At 69.7% G+C, this 22,039-nt stretch carries 19 protein-coding genes and 1 pseudogene; 7 read left to right on the top strand and 13 right to left on the bottom strand.

Features of this window, described 5'->3' with window-relative positions; all coding sequences use genetic code 11:
• On the bottom strand, window positions 1–296 hold a 296-nt coding region (locus VGD44_RS12560), incomplete at its 3' end, for a carboxypeptidase-like regulatory domain-containing protein (RefSeq protein WP_331087470.1).
• A 270-nt stretch (window positions 297–566) separates the two neighbouring features.
• Here VGD44_RS12560 and VGD44_RS12555 point away from each other — a divergent pair.
• On the top strand, window positions 567–2,102 hold the full coding sequence (locus VGD44_RS12555; RefSeq protein ID WP_331087468.1) for a glycosyltransferase family 39 protein: 1,536 nt from the start codon (window positions 567–569) through the stop codon (window positions 2,100–2,102).
• Here VGD44_RS12555 and msrA read toward each other — a convergent pair.
• The 3 genes from msrA to VGD44_RS12540 form a co-directional block, all read right to left on the bottom strand.
• The gene (gene msrA, locus VGD44_RS12550; protein WP_331087466.1) at window positions 2,068–2,649 is read right to left on the bottom strand and encodes a peptide-methionine (S)-S-oxide reductase MsrA; all 582 of its coding nucleotides are present in this window, start codon (window positions 2,647–2,649) and stop codon (window positions 2,068–2,070) included. The genes VGD44_RS12555 and msrA overlap by 35 nt on opposite strands.
• Before the next feature lie 231 nt (window positions 2,650–2,880).
• A complete protein-coding gene (locus VGD44_RS12545; protein WP_331087464.1) occupies window positions 2,881–3,534 on the bottom strand; it encodes a 3-oxoacid CoA-transferase subunit B in 654 nt (217 codons plus the stop codon).
• A complete protein-coding gene (locus tag VGD44_RS12540; RefSeq protein ID WP_331087462.1) occupies window positions 3,534–4,244 on the bottom strand; it encodes a CoA transferase subunit A in 711 nt (236 codons plus the stop codon). Before VGD44_RS12540 ends, VGD44_RS12545 begins: the two co-directional genes overlap by 1 nt.
• 109 nt (window positions 4,245–4,353) lie before the next feature.
• Between VGD44_RS12540 and VGD44_RS12535 the strand changes: the two genes are divergently transcribed.
• Together VGD44_RS12535 and VGD44_RS12530 are read left to right on the top strand one after the other, a co-directional pair.
• Window positions 4,354–6,243, top strand: coding sequence for a monovalent cation:proton antiporter-2 (CPA2) family protein (locus VGD44_RS12535; protein WP_331087460.1), 1,890 nt, complete (start codon window positions 4,354–4,356; stop codon window positions 6,241–6,243).
• Window positions 6,244–6,281: 38 nt separating this feature from the next.
• Window positions 6,282–7,235 (top strand): isopenicillin N synthase family dioxygenase, encoded by a 954-nt coding sequence (locus tag VGD44_RS12530; protein WP_331087458.1) that lies wholly within the window; start codon window positions 6,282–6,284, stop codon window positions 7,233–7,235.
• Between the two features lie 15 nt (window positions 7,236–7,250).
• On the opposite strand, the gene VGD44_RS12525 is transcribed toward VGD44_RS12530, so the two are convergent.
• From VGD44_RS12525 to VGD44_RS12510, 4 genes are all read right to left on the bottom strand, one after another.
• Complete coding sequence (locus tag VGD44_RS12525; RefSeq protein ID WP_331087456.1) at window positions 7,251–9,044, bottom strand: M2 family metallopeptidase; 1,794 nt, start codon at window positions 9,042–9,044, stop codon at window positions 7,251–7,253.
• A gap of 77 nt (window positions 9,045–9,121) precedes the next feature.
• On the bottom strand, window positions 9,122–9,748 hold the full coding sequence (locus VGD44_RS12520; protein ID WP_331087454.1) for a carbonic anhydrase: 627 nt from the start codon (window positions 9,746–9,748) through the stop codon (window positions 9,122–9,124).
• Entirely contained in the window at window positions 9,748–10,395 is a 648-nt protein-coding gene (gene maiA, locus VGD44_RS12515) for a maleylacetoacetate isomerase (protein WP_331087452.1), read from the bottom strand. The genes VGD44_RS12520 and maiA overlap by 1 nt, the downstream gene beginning before the upstream one ends.
• The gene (locus tag VGD44_RS12510; RefSeq protein WP_331087450.1) at window positions 10,395–11,075 is read right to left on the bottom strand and encodes a fumarylacetoacetate hydrolase family protein; all 681 of its coding nucleotides are present in this window, start codon (window positions 11,073–11,075) and stop codon (window positions 10,395–10,397) included. Before VGD44_RS12510 ends, maiA begins: the two co-directional genes overlap by 1 nt.
• A gap of 115 nt (window positions 11,076–11,190) precedes the next feature.
• Here VGD44_RS12510 and VGD44_RS12505 point away from each other — a divergent pair, with 115 nt between their 5' ends.
• Window positions 11,191–11,640, top strand: coding sequence for an Rrf2 family transcriptional regulator (locus VGD44_RS12505; protein WP_331087448.1), 450 nt, complete (start codon window positions 11,191–11,193; stop codon window positions 11,638–11,640).
• A 44-nt stretch (window positions 11,641–11,684) separates the two neighbouring features.
• Here VGD44_RS12505 and VGD44_RS12500 read toward each other — a convergent pair whose 3' ends face one another.
• Window positions 11,685–13,922 (bottom strand): Ig-like domain-containing protein, encoded by a 2,238-nt coding sequence (locus tag VGD44_RS12500; protein ID WP_331087446.1) that lies wholly within the window; start codon window positions 13,920–13,922, stop codon window positions 11,685–11,687.
• Between the two features lie 420 nt (window positions 13,923–14,342).
• On the opposite strand from VGD44_RS12500, the gene VGD44_RS12495 reads away from it, so the two are divergent.
• Window positions 14,343–14,867 (top strand): glycine cleavage system protein R, encoded by a 525-nt coding sequence (locus tag VGD44_RS12495; RefSeq protein WP_331087444.1) that lies wholly within the window; start codon window positions 14,343–14,345, stop codon window positions 14,865–14,867.
• Here VGD44_RS12495 and VGD44_RS12490 read toward each other — a convergent pair whose 3' ends face one another.
• From VGD44_RS12490 to VGD44_RS12480, 3 genes are all read right to left on the bottom strand, one after another.
• Complete coding sequence (locus VGD44_RS12490) at window positions 14,868–15,806, bottom strand: hypothetical protein (protein WP_331087442.1); 939 nt, start codon at window positions 15,804–15,806, stop codon at window positions 14,868–14,870. It abuts the gene before it with no gap.
• Between the two features lie 80 nt (window positions 15,807–15,886).
• A complete protein-coding gene (locus VGD44_RS12485) occupies window positions 15,887–16,453 on the bottom strand; it encodes a response regulator transcription factor (protein ID WP_331087440.1) in 567 nt (188 codons plus the stop codon).
• Window positions 16,441–17,793, bottom strand: coding sequence for a HAMP domain-containing sensor histidine kinase (locus tag VGD44_RS12480; RefSeq protein ID WP_331087438.1), 1,353 nt, complete (start codon window positions 17,791–17,793; stop codon window positions 16,441–16,443). The genes VGD44_RS12485 and VGD44_RS12480 overlap by 13 nt, the downstream gene beginning before the upstream one ends.
• A 1,106-nt stretch (window positions 17,794–18,899) precedes the next feature.
• Between VGD44_RS12480 and VGD44_RS26520 the strand changes: the two are divergent.
• Together VGD44_RS26520 and VGD44_RS12470 are read left to right on the top strand one after the other, a co-directional pair.
• A pseudogene (locus VGD44_RS26520) lies at window positions 18,900–18,995 on the top strand (PEPxxWA-CTERM sorting domain-containing protein); the annotation flags it as partial.
• 134 nt (window positions 18,996–19,129) lie between these two features.
• Window positions 19,130–20,344: a CoA transferase gene (locus tag VGD44_RS12470; RefSeq protein WP_331087434.1), complete on the top strand. Its 1,215-nt coding sequence runs from the start codon at window positions 19,130–19,132 to the stop codon at window positions 20,342–20,344.
• A gap of 251 nt (window positions 20,345–20,595) precedes the next feature.
• On the opposite strand, the gene VGD44_RS12465 is transcribed toward VGD44_RS12470, so the two are convergent.
• Window positions 20,596–21,987, bottom strand: coding sequence for an HWE histidine kinase domain-containing protein (locus VGD44_RS12465; RefSeq protein ID WP_331087432.1), 1,392 nt, complete (start codon window positions 21,985–21,987; stop codon window positions 20,596–20,598).
• Window positions 21,988–22,039: the final 52 nt, after the last annotated feature.

Below are 22,039 nucleotides of genomic sequence, written 5' to 3'. Positions count from 1 at the left end.
CCGACGTTCACGCCGCCCGTGGTGAAGCCTGCCGCGGTAGCCGACACCCGATAAGGGCCGCCCGGCCGCAGGCTGCGAACGGAATAGAAGCCGTCGGGCCCGGTGACCGAGGTCGAAACCGAGCCGGTGGGCACGTGGGTCACAGTGACGGTCGCGTTGCCGACCGCCTGGCCGGTCTGGTCCGTGACCTGCCCGCGAATGGCGCCCGTCGTGGCTTGAGCATACACGGCCGTGGACGCTGCCGACGCAAGGATGGCCAACGCCGCCCCGCAGGCGAGTCGGTGCATGGATCGCATGAAGATACCCCTCTCCGAAGACTGCCGCACGCGCTTGCCCCTAAGCCGGCGTGTCGGTTCTTGCCGCCCTATAGCTCCAAAAGTCAGGCTGTTGGTGACTGTTTTGCGACGGTCGGCGCGTCCCTGTCACACTGAGGCGAATGTGCATCACCCCCCTCGGTGGAACGCCCAGAATTCTAGCGATACGGGTGGCTGATCTCGACCCCAAGGGCTAGGGTCCGGCCGCTTCTGGAACACAATATGCCTTACAACGAGAGGTCGATCCGGCCCATGAGCGACCTGCGCGCCGCTGTCCTGCTCGCCGCGGCGCTGACGGTCGCGCGGCTGGTGGCGCTGTTCAGCACCCCGCTCGAGCTCTACCCGGACGAGGCCCAGTATTGGCTTTGGTCGCGGACGCTGGACTTCGGCTACTACTCGAAACCCCCGGTCATCGCCTGGGCGATCTGGGCCACCACCGCCGTCGGCGGCGACGCCGAGGCCTGGGTGCGGCTGTCGGCCTGCCTGTTCCAGGCCGGGGCGACGGTGCTGGTGTTCCTGATCGGGCGGCGGCTCTACGACGGCGCGACGGGGCTGGTGGCGGCGGCGCTCTATGGCCTGATGCCCGGCATCCAGCTTTCGGCCCTGGTGGCGGCCACCGACGCGCCGCTGCTGTTCTTCCTGGGGCTGTCGATCCTGGCCTATGTGACACTGCTGCAGGCGACCGACGCCCGGCGACGGCTGCTGCTAGCGGTGGGCCTGGGCGCGGCGCTGGGGCTGGCGTTCCTGTCGAAGTACGCGGCGGTCTACTTCGTCATCGGCGTCGCCGTTCACGCCGTCGCCTCGCCGGGCGCGCGGCGGGCCTGGAGCCTGCCCGTGGCGGCCGGGGCGACCATCGCGCTGGCGGCGGTCCTGGCCCCGAACCTCGCCTGGAACGCGACGCACGACTTCGCCACCTTCCAGCACACCGCCGCCAACGCCGCCTGGAGCGGGGTGCAGCTGTTCAACTTGGGCGAGGCGGGCCTGTTCCTGCTCTCGCAGTTCGGCGTGTTCGGGCCGATCCCGCTGGGCGTGCTGATCGTGGGCGTGGGCCTGGCGATCGCGCGCAAGCGGCTCTCGCCCGCCGACTTCACCCTGCTCTGCTTCACCCTGCCGCCGCTGGTGATCGTCACCGGCCAGGCCTTCATCAGCCGCGCGAACGCCAACTGGTCGGGCGCCGGCTATCTGGCGGGATCGATCCTGGCGGCGGCCTGGCTGATGCGCTGGCGGGCGCGGCGCTGGCTGATCGCGGCGCTGGCGATCCAGGGCGCGGTGGCGGCGTTCTTCCTGGCCGCGGTGACCTCGCCGGCGCTGGCCGACAAGGTCGGCCTGGCCAACGGGCTCAAGCGGGCCCGCGGCTGGTCGCAGACGGCGGACATGATCCTCAACCGCGCCACGCTGGAGCCCGGGCTGACCGCCATCGCCGTGAACAACCGCTTCCTGTTCTACGCCACCGCCTACTACGGCCGCGACCGGCTGCGGCAACTGGGCGTCCCCCTGGTGAGCTGGCTCCTGATGGAGGGTCCGCGCAACCAGGCCGAAACCGCGGCGCCGCTCACCGCAGAGATCGGCGGGCGCGTGCTGATGGTGTCCTACGAGGGCTGGCGGCGGGCCGAGATGGAGGCCGACTTCGAGGCCGCGTCAGGTCTGGAGATCGGCAGCGTCTGGCTCGACCGCCGCCACAAGCGCAAGATCGAGATGTTCACAGGCCAGGGCTTCCGCCCCAGCCCACGCGATCCCGTCAGTGGCCTGCCGGCTAGCGTCCCGCCTGGGCGCCCCACACCACCTTGAGCACCCGGTCGCGGCCGCAGCCGATGCGGTAGCGCTCGTAGTGGGCCGGGTTCTTCTTGGCGAAGTCCTGGTGGTAGCCCTCGGCGTTCCAGAACGGCGCGGCGTTGCGCGTCGTGACCGTGATCGTCGCGCCCAGCTCTTTGGCGTACTTGGCCTTGGCGGCCTCGGCGACCGCCCTCTCCTCGGCGTTCGCGGCGAACACGGCCGTGCGGTAGGACGGGCCCGTGTCGCAGATCTGCCCCCGCGGATCGGTGGGGTCGATGTTGTGGTAGAAGCGGTCGACCAGCTGGGCGTAGGTGATCTTGGCTGGGTCGTAGGTGACCTTCACGGCCTCCAGGTGGCCCTTGTGGTTCTCGTAGGTCGGGTTTGCCGTCGTGCCGCCCGCGTAGCCGGACACGGCATTGATCACGCCCGGCGTGGCCTCGAAGAACTTCTCCACCGACCAGAAGCAACCGCCGGCGAAGACCGCCGTCTTGTTGGCCGCGGACGCCTCGGTCCCGACGGAGCCGACCGCCAGCACAGCGGCGGCGATGAGCAGGGATTTCATGGACAAAGCATTCCTCACGTCTTGCCCGCCCGGCAAGCCATTACCGGAACATACGTGAGCATCGCCGTGGCGGCTTCAAGGCCTCCATCCAAAGCCACCCTTAATGGGGAGGGACAGGCCGCGTGAACGGCCAGGGTGGGGGAGTGTGGGTCTGAGTGCTGAGACCGGTGAGGGTCTACGCTTCCCCACCCGTCTCGCTTCGCTCGCCACCCTCCCCATTAAGGGAGGGAATTACGCCGGCGCCTTCTCAGCCACCTCGAACGACGCCTCGGTCCTGGCCCTGATCTCCTCGACCGTCACGCCCGGCGCGCACTCCAGCAGGGTCATCGGCTTTCGCCCGCGGCTGACGTCGAAGACGCCGAGGTCGGTGATGACCATGTCCACCACGCCCTGGCCGGTCAGCGGCAGGGTGCAGGCCTTGAGCAGCTTGGGCGCGCCGCTCTTCTCCGAGTGCTCCATGACCACGACCACGCGCTTGACGCCCGCCACCAGGTCCATGGCGCCGCCCATGCCCTTCACCATCTTGCCGGGCACCATCCAGTTGGCGAGGTCGCCGTTCTCGGCCACCTGCATCGCGCCCAGGATGGAGAGGTCAATGTGCCCGCCGCGGATCATCGCGAAGCTGTCGGCGCTGGAGAAGTAGCTGCTCGACGGCAGCGCCGTGATCGTCTGCTTGCCGGCGTTGATGAGGTCGGCGTCCTCCTCCCCTTCGAGCGGGAAGGGGCCCATCCCCAGCATGCCATTCTCGCTCTGCAGCGTCACCGACATGCCGGCCGGGATGTAGTTGGCCACCAGGGTCGGGATGCCGATGCCGAGGTTCACGTAGTAGCCGTCGCGCAGCTCCTGCGCCGCGCGGGCGGCGATCTGGTCGCGGGTCCAGGCCATTACGCGGCTCCCTCAAACTTGCGGACGGTGCGCTGCTCGATGCGCTTCTCGTGCACCCCCTCGACGATCCGGTCGACGAAGATGCCGGGCGTGTGGATGTTGTCAGGGTCCAGCGTTCCCGTCTGGACGATCTCCTCGACCTCGGCGACGCAGGCCTTGCCCGCGGTCGCCATCATCGGATTGAAGTTCCGCGCGGTCATCCGGTAGACGAGGTTGCCTTCCTCGTCGCCCTTCCAGGCCTTGACGATGGACAGGTCGGCGGTGAGGCCGCGCTCCATTACGTAGAGCTCACCGTCGAACTCGCGGACTTCCTTGCCCTCGGCCACCAGGGTGCCGACGCCGGTCTTGGTGAAGAATGCCGGAATGCCCGCGCCGCCGGCCCGGATGCGCTCGGCCAGCGTGCCCTGCGGGTTGAACTCCAGCTCCAGCTTGCCCGACAGGTAGAGCTCGGCGAACAGCTTGTTCTCGCCCACGTAGCTCGAGATCATCTTGCGGATCTGGCCGCCGGCCAGCAGCACGCCCAGCCCGAAGTCGTCGACGCCGCAGTTGTTCGACACAACCGTCAGGTCCTTGACCCCCGCCTGGCGGATCGCCGCGATCAGGGTCTCGGGGATGCCGCACAGCCCGAAGCCGCCCGCCATGATCGTCATGCCGTCGAAGAGCAGCCCTTGCAGCGCCTCGACCGCGTCCTTGCGAACCTTGTCAGCCATGGGTCGCCCAATACGCCGCAAAACACCGGTTGAGAATGGCTCCGCGAAAAAATTCATCGATTGATGATATTGCGGTCACACCCACGGATCAGGCGATGATGTTGCCCGCATGACCGCCGACTCCCTCCTCCTTCAGGCCCTGGTCTATCTGGCCGCGGGAGTCATCTCAGTGCCTATCGCCAAGCGGCTCGGGCTAGGCTCGGTCCTGGGCTACCTGATCGCCGGCGTGATCGTCGGCCCGTTCGCCTTGGCGCTCGTGGGCGACGCCGGCGACGTGATGGCCTTCGCCGAGTTCGGCGTGGTGATCCTGTTGTTCCTCATCGGGCTCGAGGTGCGCCCGGCGCTCCTGTGGGAGATGCGCACCTCGATCTTCGGCCTGGGCGCGGCGCAGATGGTCGCGAGCGCCGCGGCGGTGGGCGCCGTCGCACTGCTCCTGGGCGCCGACTGGCGGGTGGCGCTGGCGATCGGACTGATCCTGGCCATGTCGTCCACCGCGATCGTGCTGCAGAACCTCGAGGAGAAGGGCCTGCGGCAGGGGCCGGTGGGCCAGGCGGCGTTCGGCGTCCTGCTGTTCCAGGACCTGGCGGTGATCCCGCTGTTCGCGTTCCTGCCGCTGCTCGCGCTCACGCCCGGCGCCGCCGAGGCCGCGGGCGGTCACGGCCACAGCATCCTGGCCGGCCAGCCCGAGTGGCTGCGCATCCTCGCCATCTTCGCGGCCGTGGGGGTCGTGGTCGTGGGCGGCCGCTACCTCACCCGGCCGATGTTCCGCTTCATCGCCGCCGCCCGGCTGCGCGAGATCTTCACCGCCTCGGCCCTCCTGCTGGTGGTGGGCGTCGCCGCGCTGATGGAGCTGGTCGGCCTGTCGCCGGCGCTTGGCGCCTTCCTGGCCGGCGTGGTGCTGGCCGAGAGCGAGTTCCGCCGCGAGCTGGAGACCGACATCGAGCCGTTCCGCGGGCTGCTGCTGGGCCTGTTCTTCATCACCGTCGGCGCCGGCCTGGACCTCGGCCTAGTGGCCGCCCGGCCGGTGCTGGTGGTCTCGCTGACGCTGGCGCTGATGGCCGCGAAGTTCCTGGCCATGTGGGCCGTCGGCATGGCCTTCCGCCGCAGCCGGCGCGATGCGGGCACGATCGCGGTGTCCCTGGCGCAGGGCGGCGAGTTCGCCTTCGTGCTGCTGGGCTTCGTGGCGGCCGCCCAGGTGCTGACCGCTGGGGACGCGGCGCTGGCGACAGCGGTCGTGGCGCTCTCCATGGCGCTGACGCCGCTGGCCTTCGCGCTCTACGAGAAGCTGGTGCTGAACCGGGCCGCGGGGCTGGCCGAGCCCGAGAGGCTGCCATTCGACGACGGCGCGCCCGACGCCATTGTCGCGGGCTTCGGCCGCTTCGGCCAGATCGCCACGCGCCTCTTGACCGCCAACGACTTCAAGGTGGTGCTGCTGGACTCGTCCATCGAGCAGATCGACACCATCCGCCGCTTCGGCTGGCGCGTGCACTACGGCGACGCCACCCGGCTGGACCTGCTGCGCGCCGCGGGGGCCGACAAGGCGCGGCTGCTGCTGGTGGCCATCGACGACAAGGACAAGGCCGTCGAGCTGGTGAAGTCGGCGACCGAGTACTTCCCGAACCTCACGATCATCGCCCGCGCCTTCGACCGCCGCCACGCCTATGAGCTGGTGCGCGTGGGCGGCGACGACATCGTGCGCGAAACGTTCGAGAGCGCGCTGCTGTTCGGCAAGAAGGCGCTGCTGCGGCTGGGTCTCTCGGACCGGCGGGCGGCCAGGGCCGTCACGGTCTTCCGCGAGCACGACATGAAGCTCTTCAAGAAGCTCGCGCCCGTCTACGGCGAGGAGGAGCGCTACGCCATGGCCGTGCGCGACAGCCGCGAGACCATGGAGAAGCTGCTGGCCGAGGAGATGCGCCGGCTGCGCAAGGAAGAGGCCGAGGAGGCCGACAACGACCCGGTCGTGGCCGAGCCGCGCCGGCGCGTGGCGGGCGAGGGCTAGGTCTGGAGGCCTGCAACAAGGGGGTGTAGAACGCGCCCATGAGCCAAGCGCACGCCCTCCAGGACCACATCGAGCCCGTCTCGTTCGAGCTTTTCTCCAGGGATTTCGAAGCCTTCACCCAGCGGCTCGGCGACAGCTACGCCCGCTGGGGCTTCGCCGTCATCTCCGACCACGGCATGCCGCAGGACAAGGTCGACGACGCCATCGACCAGATGAAGCAGTTCTTCGCGCTGCCTGAGGAGACGAAGTTCAAATACAAGCTGGGGGTCGGCGGCCAGCGCGGCTACACCCCGTTCGGCATCGAGACCGCCAAGGGCCACGCTCACTACGACCTGAAGGAATTCTGGCACGTCGGCCGCGACCTGCCGCCGGGGCACCGGTTCCGCGACCACATGGCCGACAACGTCTGGCCGGATCACGAGCTGCCGCAGTTCCACGCGAAGGTGCAGTGGCTGTACAACGCTCTGGACGCCATGGGCCTGAAGGTCCTGGAGTCGATCGCCGTCTACCTGGGCCTCGACCGCCACTTCTTCGACGACAAGGTCGACGTCGGGAACTCGATCCTGCGCCTGCTGCACTATCCGCCGGTGCCCAAGGACGGCCCGCACATCCGCGCCGGCGCGCACGAGGACATCAACGTGATCACCCTGCTGCTCGGCGCCGAGGAGGCGGGGCTGGAGGTGAAGGACCACGACGGCCGCTGGATCGCGATCAACCCGCCGCCCGGCAGCCTGGTCTGCAACATTGGCGACATGCTGCAGCGGTTGTGCAACCACCGCCTGCCGTCCACGACGCACCGGGTGGTGAACCCGGCGCCCGAGCGGCGCGGCTTCCCGCGCTACTCGACGCCGTTCTTCCTGCACTTCAACTCGGACTACTTGATCAAGACGCTGCCCAACTGCGTCGACGCCCAGCACCCGGACCGGTACCCGACGCCCATCACGGCCGATGAGTACCTCCAGGAGCGCCTGGCCGAGATCAAGCTGAAGTAGGCGCGCAGAGCGCGCCTACCACCCGCACTTCTCGCCCTTGTTCTGCTGCACGAGCCAAGTGTTCAGCGGCTTGAAGTAGTCGGCCACGGCGCTGGCGTCGGTGCGGGTCTCTCCCGAAAAGACCGCCAGGGTCTGCGGCCAGGGCTGCGACTGACCGAGCTCCATCATCCTGTTGAACTTCTCGCCCACGGCCTTCTGGCCATAGACCGAGCAACGGTGCAGCGGGCCCTTCCAGCCGGCCTGCTGGCAGGCGGCCCGGTGGAACTGGAACTGGTAGATGTGGGCCAGGAAGTAGCGCGTGTACGGCGTGTTGCCCGGCACGTGGTATTTCGCGCCAGGGTCGAAGGCGTCGGCCGACCGCTCGCCCGGCGCCTTGAGGCCCTGGTACTTCAGCCGCAGGTCCCACCAGGCCTTGTTGTATTCGTCGGGCGTGGTCTCGCCTGCGAAGACGTCCCAGCGCCAGCGGTCGACCAGCAGGCCGAACGGCAGGAAGGCGATCTTGTCGAGCGCCGTCTTCAGGAGGAACGGGATGTCCTCCTCGGCCCCCGGGACCTTCTCGAGCAGGCCGATCTGGTTGAGGTAGGTGGGCGTCGACGCCGACAGCGCCGCGAAGTCGCCGATCGCCTCGTGAAAGCCGTCGTTCGCGCCGTTGCGGAAGAGGGTCGGCTGGTTCTGGTAGGCGCGCTGGTAGTAGTTGTGGCCCAGCTCGTGGTGGACGGTCCGGAAGTCGTCCGCGTTCACCTTCGTGCACATCTTGATGCGGATGTCGTTCTTGTCGTCGAGGTTCCAGGCCGAGGCGTGGCAGACCACTTCCCGGTCTTGGGGGCGGGTGATCAGGGAGCGTTGCCAGAAGGTTTCCGGCAGCGGCGCGTAGCCTAGCGAGGAGTAGAAGTTCTCGCCGGTTTTCACCATCCGGACGGGGTCGTAGCCCTTGTCGACCAGGAGCTTGTCGAGGTCGTAGCTGGAGGCGGCGGTCTTGGGGGCGACGACGTCGTAGATGTTGCCCCACTGCTGGGCCCACATGTTGCCGAGCAGGTCGGCGCGGATCGGGCCGGTGCGCGGCTGGACGGCCTCGCCGTACTTCTCGGAGAGGCGGGCGCGAACGTAGCAGTGCAGGTTGCGGTAGAACGGCTCGACCTGCTTCCACAGCCGGTCGGTCTCGGCGGCGAAGGCATCGGGCTCCATGTCGTAGTTCGAGCGCCAGAGGGCGCCGGTGTCCGCAAAGCCCAGGCCCTTGGCGCCCTCGTTGGAGAGGGTCGCGAACTCGGCGTAGTCGGGCTTCATCACCTTGGCGGTGTCGTGCCAGCCTTCCCAGACCGCCTTCAGCTCGGCCGGGTCGCGCGACTTCGCGAGCACGTCCTCGGCGTCGTTGAGGGTGATCTGCTTGCCCTTGAAGGCGAACTTGCCGGTCGAATAGGTCGAATCCAGCTTGGTCAGCAGACCCGCCAGCTCCTCGGCCGCGCCGGGCCGGTTGGGCGCCGGCGCCACCGCGTAGAGCTTGAGCAGCTTCAGCTTGCGGGCGGTGATGGGATCGGCCTGCACGCCGTTGAACTTCGCCGCCGCGACGGCCAGCCGCGCCAGGAGCCCGTTCTGCTCGGCGTTGGCCTTCGCCTCGAGCCACTGGGTGTCTTCAGTGATGAAGTTGGCCCGCACCCACTGGGCGCGATTGGCGAAGGCGCTGGCCTTGTCGATCTGGGCCTCGGCGCTCTCGACGAAGGCCTTGGCGTCGGCGGCCGACGGCTGGGCCATCGCAGGCGCCGCGCACGCCAGAACGGCCGCAGCGGCGGCGGCCATCAGTTTCAGTTTCATTCAGTCGTTCCTAGACGTTCCCTCGTCGGCTCAAAGCCACCTGCTGGCGGCGAAATGAGGGCGGGGCGCCGCCACCGTCAATCGACGAACTCGGCCAGGTCTTCGGGGCCGGAGACGGTCACGTCCAGGTCGGTCACCAGGCCGTTGCCCAGTGTGTAGACCCAGCCGTGGACGCTTAGCGACTGCCCGCGCGCCCAGGCCTCCTGCACGAACACGTCGGAGGCCACGTTCTTCACCTGGCGGATGACGTTCAGCTCGACGAGGCGGTCCCACTTCGCCTTTTCGTCGGGCAGCGCCTCCAGCTCGTGGCGGTGGATGTGGTGCACCTCGCGGATCGGGTGCAGCCAGTGGTCGACGAGGCCGCGGCGCTGGCCATCGACGGCCGCCGCCACGCCGCCGCAGCCGTAGTGGCCGACCACCAGGATGTGCTTCACCTGGATCACGTCGACGGCGAACTGCAGCACCGACAGGTAGTTGGCGTCCTGCGGCGGGGCTAGGTTGGCGACGTTGCGGTGCACGAACAGCTCGCCGGGATCGAGTCCGACGATCTCATTGGCCGGCACGCGTGAGTCCGCGCAGCCGATCCACAGGTACTCGGGCGCCTGCTGGCCTTCGAGGCGGCGGAAGAAGCCGGGGTCGACAGCAACCTTGCCGGCCGCCCAGGCCCGGTTCTTCGCCTTCAGGTCGTCGAGGGTCTTCGGCATCAGAGGGGCTTCGCGTCCGGCTGCTTATTGGGGTGCGCCGCCTGGAAGGCGGGGTGCTCGGCCGCGCGGTCGGCGGCGCCGACCAGGGCCGGCCACAACGCGACGTCCAGCTTGAAGCGCCGGGCGGAGTAAACCTGAGGCACGAGGCAGCAATCCGCGATCGTGGCGCTGTCGCCGAAGGCGAACTGTCCGCAGTGCTTCGCGACCAGCGGCTCCAGCGCGTCGAAGCCGTCGCGGATCCAGGCGTGGATCCAATCCTTGATCTGAACCTCGGGCGGCACCCCCAGCTCGGTCAGCTTGCGGCCCACCCGGGTGTTGTTTAGCGGGTGGATGTCGCAGCAGATGATCCCCGCCATCCGGCGCACCATCGCCCGGTCCAGCGCCGAGCGGGGCAGGATCGGCGGGTTGGGCCGGGTCTCCTCCAGCCACTCCAGGATCGCCAGGCTCTGGGTCAGGATCGTGCCGTCGCCCAGGTCCAGGGCCGGCGTCAGGCCCTGCGGGTTCACGGCCCGGTACTCCGGCTCGCGCTGCTGGCCCGCCAGCAGGTCGATGGCGTGGTAGCCGTACGGTACGCCCTTCAGCGCCAGGCCGATGCGCACGCGGTAGGGCGCCGTCGCGCGCCATGCGGAATGCAGAGTGTAGGCCATCAGACGATCCGGAACGCGAGCCGGCCCACGCCCTCGACCTCGCCTTCCACCGCGTCGCCCTTCACGAGCGGCCCCACGCCCTCGGGCGTGCCGGTGTAGATCAGGTCGCCGGGCGCCAACGCCCACAGCTTCGAGGCCTCGGAGACGATCTCGGGCACGTTCCAGATCATGTCGGCGACGACGGCGTCCTGCTTCACCTGGCCGTTCACCGAGATGGCGATGCGGCCCAGAGGCGGCGGCCCGCTCCAGCGGCGGATGGCCGAGATCGGAGCACTGTCGTCGAAGCCCTTCGAGGCGTCCCAGGGCTGGCCCTTCTCGCGGGCCGCCGACTGCAGGTCGCGGCGCGTCAGATCGACGCCGACGGCGTAGCCGAAGACGAGCTCCAGCGCGTCCTCCACGGCCACCTCGCGGCCCGCCTTGCCGATCGCCACCACCAGCTCGATCTCATGGTGCAGGTTCGCCGTGCGCGGCGGATAGGCCGGATCGCGGCCCGGCGGCACAACCGCGTCGGCCGGTTTGCAGAAGAAGAACGGCGGGTCGCGGTCGTCGCCGCCCATCTCGCGCCGGTGGGCGGCGTAGTTGCGCCCGACACAGAGGATGCGGCGGACCGGGAAGCCTCCCGCCTCGCCCTCCACAGGCACGACGGGTACGGGCGGCGGGGCAAGCGCGAACTCGGCCATGGGCGCCCTTTAGGCCGCCGCACCCCCGCTGTGAACCCCCGCGCTGCGGCAGGGTCGGACCGGTGCGGCGCCGAAGCCGGTTGATCGCGCCGGCGGATCAGGGGCAGTGAAGGCCATGCTTTCGCAACGCGGGCGCTACGCCCTGAAGGCCCTGCTGCTGCTCGCCCGGCGCGACCCGGAGCAGATCGGCGTGAGCGCCATCGCCGAGGCCGAGCGCATTCCGCGGAAGTACCTCGAGGCGATCATGACCGACCTGCGCAAGGCCGGCATCGTCGAGGCCGCCCGCGGCTGGAACGGCGGCTACCGCCTCTCGCGCTCCGCCGACCTCGTCACCTTCGGCGAGGTGATCCGCCTGACCGACGGGCCGCTGGCGCTGCTGCCCTGCGCCAGCCGCAACTTCTACAAGCGCTGCGAAGACTGCCCGGACGAGGCGGCCTGCGCGCTGCGCCAGGTGATGGCCCGGGTGCGCAACGAAGTCTCGGTGATCCTGGACCGCACCACCCTGGCCGACGCCCTGGCCGGGAGCGGCGCGGTGGCGCTGCTGGATGAGACCACGGACGCCTGAGACCCCAGGCCGCGCCGATGCGGGGCGGCCTGGGGCCAGGAAGGCTACACCGTGAAGTTCACCGTCTGGCTGGTGAGGCCGGCCACCGCGAACGTGTCGTTGAACACGTCGAGGGTGAACGAGCCGATATCCACCGTGTCGCCGAAGATCGGGCCGTCGATGACCGGCGGGTTCTTGCCGATCGCGTAGGTCAGGTCGAAGTCGAACTCGACGTCGGTGTCGTTCTCCAGGTTCACCTTCGGGATCAGCTCGAAGTGGAACGAGACGATGTCGTCCGCATCGTTGTCGAGCTCGTGGCTAGACAGGTTGGTGATGAGCAGGTCCGTCCCAAAGGTCAGTTCGGTCGTGAAGCCGTCTTCGAGCACGAGATTGACCTTGGTCCCCGCCCCGATCGCGAAGGCGAACGCCTGGAGGAAGCTCGCCGCGCCGATGATGTCGACGTCCGCCAGCTCGAAGTTGTCAGGATTGAGCGGCTCGGGGTCGAGGAACGTGAGCGCCCCGCCCAGCAGGAGGTTGGCCAGGGCGTCGGCGTCGAGGGTGGCAGTCAGGAAGTCGTTGCTCTGGCCCGAGCCGTCGAGCCCGCCCGGGTTGGAGACGTTCAAGGTCGGCCAGGCGAAGTCGATCGTCACAACGCCCGGAAGCGCGTCGAACGAGAACGCCAGGTCCGTGCTGTCCAGGTCGAAGATATTGTAGGTGTCGCCGAGGTCGAACGTCTCCATGATGATGTCGACGCCGGCGATCTCGGCCTTGGCGTAGCCGTCGAGTTGCCAGACGAAGTCCAGCTTGAACGCTCCGCCCGGGCCGGTGGTCGCGAACGAGCCGCCCGCCCCCAGCGCCAGCGACGACGAGATCAGCAGGTTGTCGGTCGTCTTGTTGTAGGTGGTGTCGATACCGATATCGACGGGAATGCTGGCGTCGACGCTGCCGCCGTTGAGATTGAAGTGGACGTCGAAGCCCGCTTTCACGTGCACCGAGACGTCATAGTAGGTGTCGATCACGTCGGGGTCGCCGGCGTCGTCCTGGAACGTCTCGTCCAGCCCGATGAAGTCGTCGTAGTTGAAGATGAAGGCGTCGCCCGTGCTCCAGATGCTGGCGTCGTCGATCGTGTACGTCTTCGAGAAGTCGTTCTCGTTGTACTCGATGACGACGTCCTTGGTGACCGAGTTGGACTCCGTGTCGCCGCCGATCTTTTCCTTGCTGACCGCGCCGAAGACGAGGTCGAAGTCGTAGTCGGTCGCCGCGGCCGTGTTGACCGTGAAGACCTGCGTGATCGAGTTCGGCTCCGTTCCTGGGTTGACGGCGCCGGGCGAAACCGTGGCGCCGAGAGGTAGACCGCCGGGCGCGGTCACGTTGATGAAGTCGATGAACTCCGAGCCGTCGGCGTCGTCCTGGGTGGCCGTCACCTCGAACAGGATCTGGTTGATGTTGTCGCCCTGGCTGACCGTGACCGTGATCAGCGGGTCGTCGGCCACCGGCGCGATGTTGACGGTCACGACGGCATGGTCCTGGCCGCCGGCGCTGTCGGTCACGCAGTACTCGAAGCTGTCCGTGCCGGCCCAGTCGAGGTCGGGCGTGTAGTAGATGAACTGGCCGTCGGTGGTGACCGTGCCGTGCTCCGGCCCATCATGGAACTGGTTCAGGATGGTCAGGACCTGGCCGACGTCGCCGTCCGTGTCGTTGGCCAGCACGTTCAGCTTGATCGCGACCGGAGTCTTGGAGGGCGAATTCGCGTCGGCGGCGCCGTCCTCGAAGCCGTTGAAGGTGTCGTCCTTGGCGTCCGGCGCGTAGGGCGCGGTCCCGGTGATCTTGGACGCGCCGCTCCGCGGGCCGCCCGGGCCACCGATGCTGCCCAGGGTGGCGCCGAACTGCTTGCCGCCGATGTCGTCGAGCGTCAGGTCGTTCTCGGCGCGGGACAGGGTGAAGGTCAGCGGTTGGAAGAGGTCATCCTTCGCCGTTCCCGGCGTGCCCCATTCCATGCCGATGTCGAAGGGCTTGCGGCCGCCGCCGCTCAGGTTCGCGTTGTCGCCTAGGTCGATGACGGCGTTGGCCTGCACCTTCGTCTCGGTCAGGAAGCTCGTGCCCCCCGTCTCGGTGAAGGTCAGCCCCGCCAGCTTCGACTCGGTGAAGTGGAAGAACAACGCCCGCAGGTCCGCCGTGGACGCGCCTTCCTGGACGTCGACGATGAAGTCGATCGCGCCGTCGTTCTCGGTGGCTGTGATCTTTACGCCAGGATTTCCCGGGATCGTGAAGATGATCTGGCGTGGGCAGAATTCATCAGACATGCAAACCCCCAGTTCCACCCCACTTGAGTATTCATGCGGGGATCATGCCGGCGTGTTGAGGCGTCCCGATCGTGCCGGCGCGATCAGGCCAAGATGAAGGATTGTGGGTACTTACGCGCGAGTAATTGCCCGCTACGATTGCAATCCTAAGGCGCCGCTCATTACGGCTTCAAGACAGAAATATCCTAACACTTCCTAATCCCGACAACCCGCGACCTAATTCTGCATAACACGTTCCGCGGGTAGCGAACCTGAACCTCTGCCGTTACGCGAGAGGTCCTTCCAGGACCCGGCGCCACCGTCGGTTGCGGAAATGAGACGGCGCGGCGCGACATTCACGGATCGGGCCCTGCCGTCGCACTTGAGGGTCTGCCGCAAAGCTCCTCTCATGGCCGGCGCAGCAAGGCAGGGAGAGAACGCGTGGCTTCGGTGATCTTGAGCGTGATCGGCAGCGACCGGCCGGGCCTCACGGAAGCGCTCGCGCGCGCGGTCCTCTCGGCCGACGGGAACTGGCTCGAGAGCCACCTCAGCCGGCTGGGCGGGCTCTACGTCGGATCGGTGCTGGTCGCGATCGACCGCGACCGCGTGGACGACCTGCGCGCGGCCGTGCGCGCGGTGGACGTCGAGGGCCTGGACGTCCGGATCGCCGATGCGGCCGAGGCGACCGTCGCGAGCGGCGAGGTCCTCCAGCTCAGCCTGGTCGGACAGGATCGGCCCGGGATCGTCCGGCTGGTCACCGCGGCCCTGAGCGCGCTCGATGTGAACATCGAGGCGCTCGACACCCGCATCCGCGCCGAGCCGCACTCCGGCGCTCCGCTGTTCCACATGGAGGCGCGCCTGCGCCTGCCGGCGGGACTTGCGGCGAACAAGGTCCAGGGCGCCCTCGAGGACATCTCCGCCGAGATCATGGTCGACACCTCGCTCACCTCGGCGAAGGAGCCGTAGTCAGCCGCGCCGACTGCGGCGGAAGCCCGGGCGTGTGCGCAGGCTCGCGACGCGGCGGCGGAGCGGGGCCAGCAGACGGCGTAGGCTGCGCATCGGGAGGCTTCCGGCGCGGTCGAGGATGTCGAGCTGGGCGGCGAGCAGGGCGTCCTCACGGTCGCGGCAGGCCCGGGCGACGGCCTTCGCGAATTCCGGGTCCTTGCGCACCCACCTGCCGAGGGTGCGGCGTGTGGGGAAGCCGTTCCGGCCTTGCAGGCTGTTGAACGTGCCACCTCTGAGGATGGCCATCATCAGCGCCTCGACCACCGCCTCGCGCCGCCTCGCTGCGTGGCGGCTCGGGCGCTTGCGGCGGCCGGTTTGGATGTGCAGGGCGAGATCGTGGGCGAACTCGGGGCTCTCACGCCGCCAGCGCTCGATGAGCCAGGGCTCGGGCAGGCCGGGATCGCCGCGGCAGAGGCCGGGGATCGGTTCGCCGCGGCCCACGCGGACCAGCACGCGGTCGCCCTCCGCCTCGTTCCAGGGCCGGTAGCGCGCCAGCCGCGCCTGGCCCCTGGCGACGCCCCGCGCGACCTGGTGCATGCGCACCAACCGCCGCACCTCGGCGCCGAATTGCCCCTGCTCCATCCGCCAGTGGCGCAGGGTGAGTTCGTTGGGCATCGCCGGCTCGTTCACGAGCTGCGTCAGCGGCTCGCCCGCCGCCAGCCGCGCCAGGAACGCGCGCGCCTTGTCCTCGTCGAAGGCCCGGTGACGGAGCCACTCGCCCTTCCGCAGCGCCTCAGCCAGCGCGTCGTCGAAGCTCGCGTCGGTCCAAGTCCATCCATAGACCGTGCGCGGCCGCGGCATCCCGGGCGAGGCGCAGACGGCTTTGAGCGTCTCGCCGGCCGCCACCCGGCGCAGGATCTCGGCCTTGAGGCCGTTGCGGTCGGGGAGCGGCGCGGGCATGGCGGCAGTGCGCCATGGCGGTGCGTCAGGAACGGACGTGGTGGCGAAGCGGCAGGCCCAGACATGGCCAGCGTCCCCCGCTAGATCAGCCGGCCGCGCTGGGCGCGGGCGACGGCGTCGGTTCGGTTGACGGCGCCCAGCCAACTGGTCAAGCGGGCGACGTGGATCTTCACGGTCGCCGGGGAGATGCCCAGGCTCAGGGCGATCTCCTTGTTCGTGAGGCCCTCGGCCAGCAGCCCCAGGACCTCCTGCTGGCGCGGCGGCAGGCGCGCGGCGGCCATGGCCTGCAGGCCCGGGACGGCCGTCGCGATGGCGTCGATCAGGACGTCGGCCTCGGTGTTCTTGGAGAACAGCTCGGCGACCCCGCAGGCCCGCACCGCCTGCAGCAGGGCCGCATCCGTGAGACCGGTCAGCACCAGCAGCGTGCAGTTCGGGGCCCGGACGCGCAGCTCGGCGAGGCCCGCCACGGGGTCTGCGCCGGGCATGCCGAGGTCGACGAGGCAGAAGTCCGGCCCCGCCTCGGCCTGGGCCCACGCGGTCGGATAATCATGGGCTTCGTCGAGGACCAGGCCCGGCCAGCGATCGCGCATCGCCGCGGCCAGCGCTTCGCGCATCAGCGGGTGGTCGTCGCAGATCAGGCCGCGCATCGCACGTCATCCTGGCGGTCGGCCCCGGCGGGGGACAGCCGGATGTAGAACGCCGCGCCCTGCGTCAGGCCGGCCTGCACGCCGCAGGTCCCGTCCATCAGCGCGACGAGGCCCTGGGTCGAGGCGAGGCCGAGGCCGAACCCGCCGGCCTCGCCCACGTGCGCGCCCTGTTCGAAGGGGCTGAAGATGCGCGCCGCGTCGCCGGCGGCCAGACCGCGGCCGTCGTCGACGACCCAGATCGTGACCTCGCCCGCCCGCGCCCGCGCCCCCAGGAGGATGCGCCGCCCGCCCGAGTGGCGGATGGCGTTGGCCACCAGGTTCTCGAGCGCGCGCGCCAGCAGCAGCGGATCGGCGCGCAGCGCGATGCGTCGGCCGACCGTCGAGATGCGCACGCCCGCCGCGGCCGCCGCCGGGCCCTGGGTCAGGAGCACGCGGTCGAAGACCTCGCCGGCCGCAAGCGCCGTCATGTCGGGCCGAACCGCGCCGCCTTCCAGCTTCAGATGCTCGAGCATCGAAGCCACCAGGGCGCGCGCCGCGGTCAGGGCCTGCCGCAGCCCGCCCAGCGACCGGGCCTGGTCGCCCGCCCGCCCGCCCGGCTTCACCCGGTCGAGGAACAGCGACGCGGCCTGAAGCGGCTGCTGCAGGTCATGGGACGCGGCGCGGATGAAGTGGGTCTTCGCATCGCGCTCCCGCTCGAGGCTCACGAGCGCGGCGGCCAGCTCGCGCCGGGCGGCGTCAGCCGTCGTCACCGCCTCGCGCACGAAGCGCCGGATCGCGATCAGCGTCGCGCCGAACAGCAGCAGAAACAGCGACAGCGGCAGGAAATAGGGCGGGCGGGCGACCAGCAGCCAGGCGATCAGCGACCCGAGCACCAGCACGACGGCGCTCTTCAGGACCTGGGTCGCCTCGGTCGCCGCGGCGAACTGGACGATCAGGTACCAGGCGTAGAGCACGAGCAGCAGGGCCCGCAGCTCGGGGCCCGCGGCCGGCAGGAACACCCAGACGCTGCCGGCGGTGGCGATATTGCACAGGGTCATCCCCGCCTTGGCGCGGGGGATCAGGTGGGCGAGGATCGCCTCGTCGCCGGGCGGACGCCGGACGAAGCGGATCCAGCTGATCAGCCAGCCGGTCAGGAACGCCGTGATCGTGCCGAGCCACAGGACGTAGCCGACCGGTTCGGCCTTGCCCGCAAACTCGAACGCCAGGAAGGCGGTGACGACGGCCAGCCCGATCCAGGCGGCCAGGCTGCCTTTCATCTCCGTCCGCGCTTCGTTGACCAGGACCTGGTCGCGGAGCGCGAGGCTTTCGGGGGCGATCGGCGGCCGGGCTTTTCCAGTCACGCGAAGCACTTAGGCGCGAACCCTTGCTAGCAACGGCACGTGAGTAGGCCATCCGGTCTAATGGGCTATGAATTCCGCCAAGCTTAACGTCGAGCCCGAGGCTGGCTAGGGGGCGCCGTCCTGTTGGGCGCTCCCCGCGACGCCAGCGCGTAGGGGGATTTCACATGATTGCCTATCGGACGACCATCCGGCTGTTGGCCGGAGCTACATTCGCGGGCGCCGTCGGGTTCGCCGGCGCGGCCTTCGCCGACGACGAGATGACCTGGAGCTACGCCACCGCCCAGGTCGGCACGTGCGTCCCGGGCTCGACCTGCGGCCAGCCGACAGGGCCGACCGTGCTGCGCCGGGAGAGCTTCGTCGAAACCAACGCCGACTACACGAACGCGTCGGTCTATCGCGACGACTACAGCGCGGCCACGCCCTACGACTACGGCATGGCCTGGGCGTCGGCCGAGGCCGGCGACGGGACGCTGGGCCTGCCGGTGCTGAAGGCCTACGCGCTGGGCGGGGCGTCAGGCGGGGCGACCGGCTTCGGGGGCGGTCCGCTGACGATCGCCGTCAATTTCGCCGCCACCCAGGCGGTGCAGGGCTACACCAATACGGGCGACAACGCGCTGGTCATCCCGCTCGACGCCTTCACCGGCCTGGTCGACTACCAACTCTTTGCGCACCCCAGCAACCCGGGCGTCGTGAGCGCGGGGCTCGCCATCACCACCAGCGCGATCCTCGACCCCGCCGTCTCGGCGCAATGGTGGCAGTCGGCCACCGGGCCCGGCCAGTTCGGCCAGTTCGCCGCCACCTGCGATACGCCCGGCGCGCTGGCGCTGGCGAACCCGGCCCCGCAGGGCGGCGCGACCGACGGCAGCGTCCAGTACCTGCCGGTCACCACCAGCTCCTGCACCGGCGCCGACACCTTCCTGCTCAATCCCGGCGAGACCTTCTACGTCTGGGCGCGGCTGGCGGTGCTGCGGGCCGCCTACGGCGCCACGGACGCCAGCCACACCTTCAACGTCACGATCAGCCCGGAGGCGCAGGCCGACGTCGAGCAGAACCTGCTGCCGAACCTGTCGCTCGCGGACGGCTCGAACTTCAGGGTCAGGACCGACGCGGCCATCCCGGAGCCGTCGACCTGGGCGATGATGATCCTGGGCTTCGGGGCCGCGGGCGCCCTCCTCCGGCGGCGGCGCGTGGCGACGGCCTGAGACGTCGGTTCGGCGCCGGGGTGCACAAACGGGCGCCGTTGCGGGTCTGAGGCGGCGCCCGAAAGCCGCCTCAGACCCGATCCCCGCCGGCGGGGTCTCCCCCGCGCTACGTCATCCCTGCTAAGGCGTGGGCTATGTCCGACGCCGCACCTACCGCCCAGGGCCCCCTCGCCGACCTGGTGGTCGTCGAGCTGGGCACGCTCATCGCCGGTCCGTTCTGCGGGCAGATCCTGGGGGACTTCGGGGCCGAGGTGATCAAGGTGGAGGACCCCAAGGCGGGCGATCCCATGCGGCAGTGGGGCCGCAGCCTGCCCAAGGGGCTGTCGCCGTGGTGGCCGGTGATCGGGCGCAACAAGAAGTCGGTGGGGATCGACCTGCGCCAACCCGAGGGCCAGGCGCTGGCGCGCACGCTGATCGGCCAGGCCGACGTCTTGATCGAGAACTTCCGGCCGGGCGCGATGGAGAAGTGGGGCCTCTCCTACGAGTCGCTGTCGGCGGAGAACCCGCGGCTGATCATGGCCCGGGTGTCGGGCTTCGGACAGACGGGGCCCTATTCGCAGCGGGCCGGCTACGGCCTGATCGGCGAGGCGATGGGAGGCCTGCGCCACGTGACCGGCGAGCCCGACCGGCCGCCGGCGCGGGCGGGGATCTCGATCGGCGACAGCCTGGCGGCCATGCACGCGGTGATGGGCATCACCATGGCGCTGCACGCTCGCGAGCGCACGGGCAAGGGCCAGGTGATCGATGCGGCGCTGTACGAGAGCGTGCTGGCGGTGATGGAGAACCTGGTCACCGAATATGACCTGACCGGCTATGTGCGCGAGCGGTCGGGTTCGATCCTGCCCGGGATCGCGCCGTCGAACGCCTATCCGTGCGCGAACGGCGAGATGATCCTGATCGGAGGCAACGGCGACAACGTCTATGCGCGGCTGACCGAGGCGATGGGGCGGCCGGACCTGAAGGACGACCCGAAGTTTTCGACCCATGCGGCGCGGGGCGTGAACCAGCACGAGCTGGACGGGATCATCGCGGCGTGGACCAGCGGGTTCGTGCTGGGCGACCTGCTGGCGCTGCTGGAGGGCCAGGGCATTCCGGCGAGCCGGGTGTTCCGCGCGCCCGACATGCTGGAGGACCCGCAGTACGCCGCGCGCGAGGCGATCGTGTCGGTGGAACACCCGGTGTTCGGAACGGTCCGGATGCAAAACGCCTTCCCGCGCATGTCGGCGACGCCTGGCCGCGTCCGCTGGCCGGGGCCGGCGCTGGGGCAGCATACGGACGAGGTGCTGACGGCCCGGGCGGGCTGCACGCCGGAGCGGCTCGGCGAGCTGCGCGCGAAGGGCGTGATCTGAGAACCCCTCATGGAACGCCGCTTCGCGGCGAGGGGAGCGGCCGGCCCGCGACCTATGCCGCGGACCGAGCGCAGAGGGCGGGTCGCCTGATTCCGGGCGATTCCCCATGGCCGCCGGCCCGGCCCCCGCGGATACGCCGCGGGCCCCCTTGGCGAGACCGATAGGGCCTTGCGAACGACTTGCAGAGGTGGCGCCTTGTCTCAGCGCGATCTCGCCGCGCGGCATTGCGGCGCAGCTTATAGTGAACGGAATCAGCGTTCTGCGAGAAGCTCGGCGACAGCGGCCGCCACCTGGGTGACATCGTACGGTTTGCGGATCACAGGGGCCTCGAAGCCGCCGGGCGCGCCGCCGGTCTCGCCATAGCCGGTGGCGAACACGAACGGGATCTTCCGCTGGTGCAGGACCTCCGCGACCGGCGTCACCGAGCGGCCGTTGAGGTTGGCGTCGAGCACGGCGGCGTCGATCGGCTGGCCCAGCAGCGCCATGGCCTCTTCCAGCTCGTAGGCCGGGCCGACGACCTGGGCGCCGGCTTCGGAGAGCCCAGTCTCCAGCTCCAGCGCCAGCAGCACCGCGTCCTCGACGATCAGCACCCGGGCGCCCTTGAGGCTGGTGGGCCCGCGCGAGGTGGGGACGGTCTCGGTGACGCGGGCCGTCGTGACCTCGGGCACCACGTCGGGCCGCTCGGCCACCGCCTGGGGGCCCGCCTCGATCCGGACGGTGACGCCGGCGGGGCGGTACTCGACGCGGATGTCGCCGTTCAGCTCGCGGGGCGTGACCTGGTCCAGGAGGGTGGCGCCGAACCCGCGACGGATGGGTGGCGTGACCGTGGGGCCGCCGGACTCGGTCCAGGTGAGCTCGAAGCCGCCGTTGCGGCGCGCCGTCCAGCGCACGTCGACGTGGCCGGTCTCGACCGAGAGCGCGCCGAACTTCACCGCGTTGGTGGCCAGCTCGTGCAGGGCCAGCGAGAGCGCGTTGGCGGCGCGCGGGGTGAGGAAGAGCTCGGGACCTTCCCAGCGCGTCTGGCCGGGCGCGATGGCGCCCAGCTCAGCTGCGGTCAGGTGGTCGATGGCGGCCCCGCGCCAGCGGGCCGCGGTGAGGAGCTCGTTCGCCGAGGCCATCGACTTCAGGCGGCCGCCGAACGTGGTGAGGAACGAGTCCAGCGAGGTGGTGCGCTTGGCGGTCTGCTGGGCCAGCGCCTGCACGGCGGCCAGCACGTTCTTCACCCGGTGGTCCAGCTCGGCCATCAGGTTCTGGCGCTCTTCCTCCTCGCGGCGCAGCTGGGTGACGTCCTGGACGATGCCCATCAGCGTGATGGGATGGCCGTTCGCCCCCCGCTCGATGACGCCGCTGACGCGCACCCAGATGGTGCGCCCGTCGTCGGGCCGGATGTTGCGGAAGGTGTTGGTGAAGCTGTCGGCCGACATCGAATCGGCCACGCGGCGCTCGCGGAACGCCTCGAGGTCGTCGGGATGGACGTATTCGTCCAGCGCCGCGCCGTCCAGCGCGGGGCGCTCGCCGGCCGGGATCCCCGTGATCGCGGCCATGCGCTCGCTGACGATGAAGACGTTGCGCGCGAAGTCCCACTCGAACTCGCCGAGGCCTGCGGCCTGCAGGGCGAGTCCAAGGCGGGTACGGTCGCCCAATTCGCGAGTCATGCAGCCAACATAGAAAAATGCTTTCGGTGACGCGACCGGC

This window comes from Phenylobacterium sp. (assembly GCF_036402295.1).
GTDB lineage: Bacteria > Pseudomonadota > Alphaproteobacteria > Caulobacterales > Caulobacteraceae > Phenylobacterium.
The sequence above is the reverse complement of the archived record's forward strand: the minus strand, read 5'-3'. Positions and strand labels throughout refer to the sequence as shown.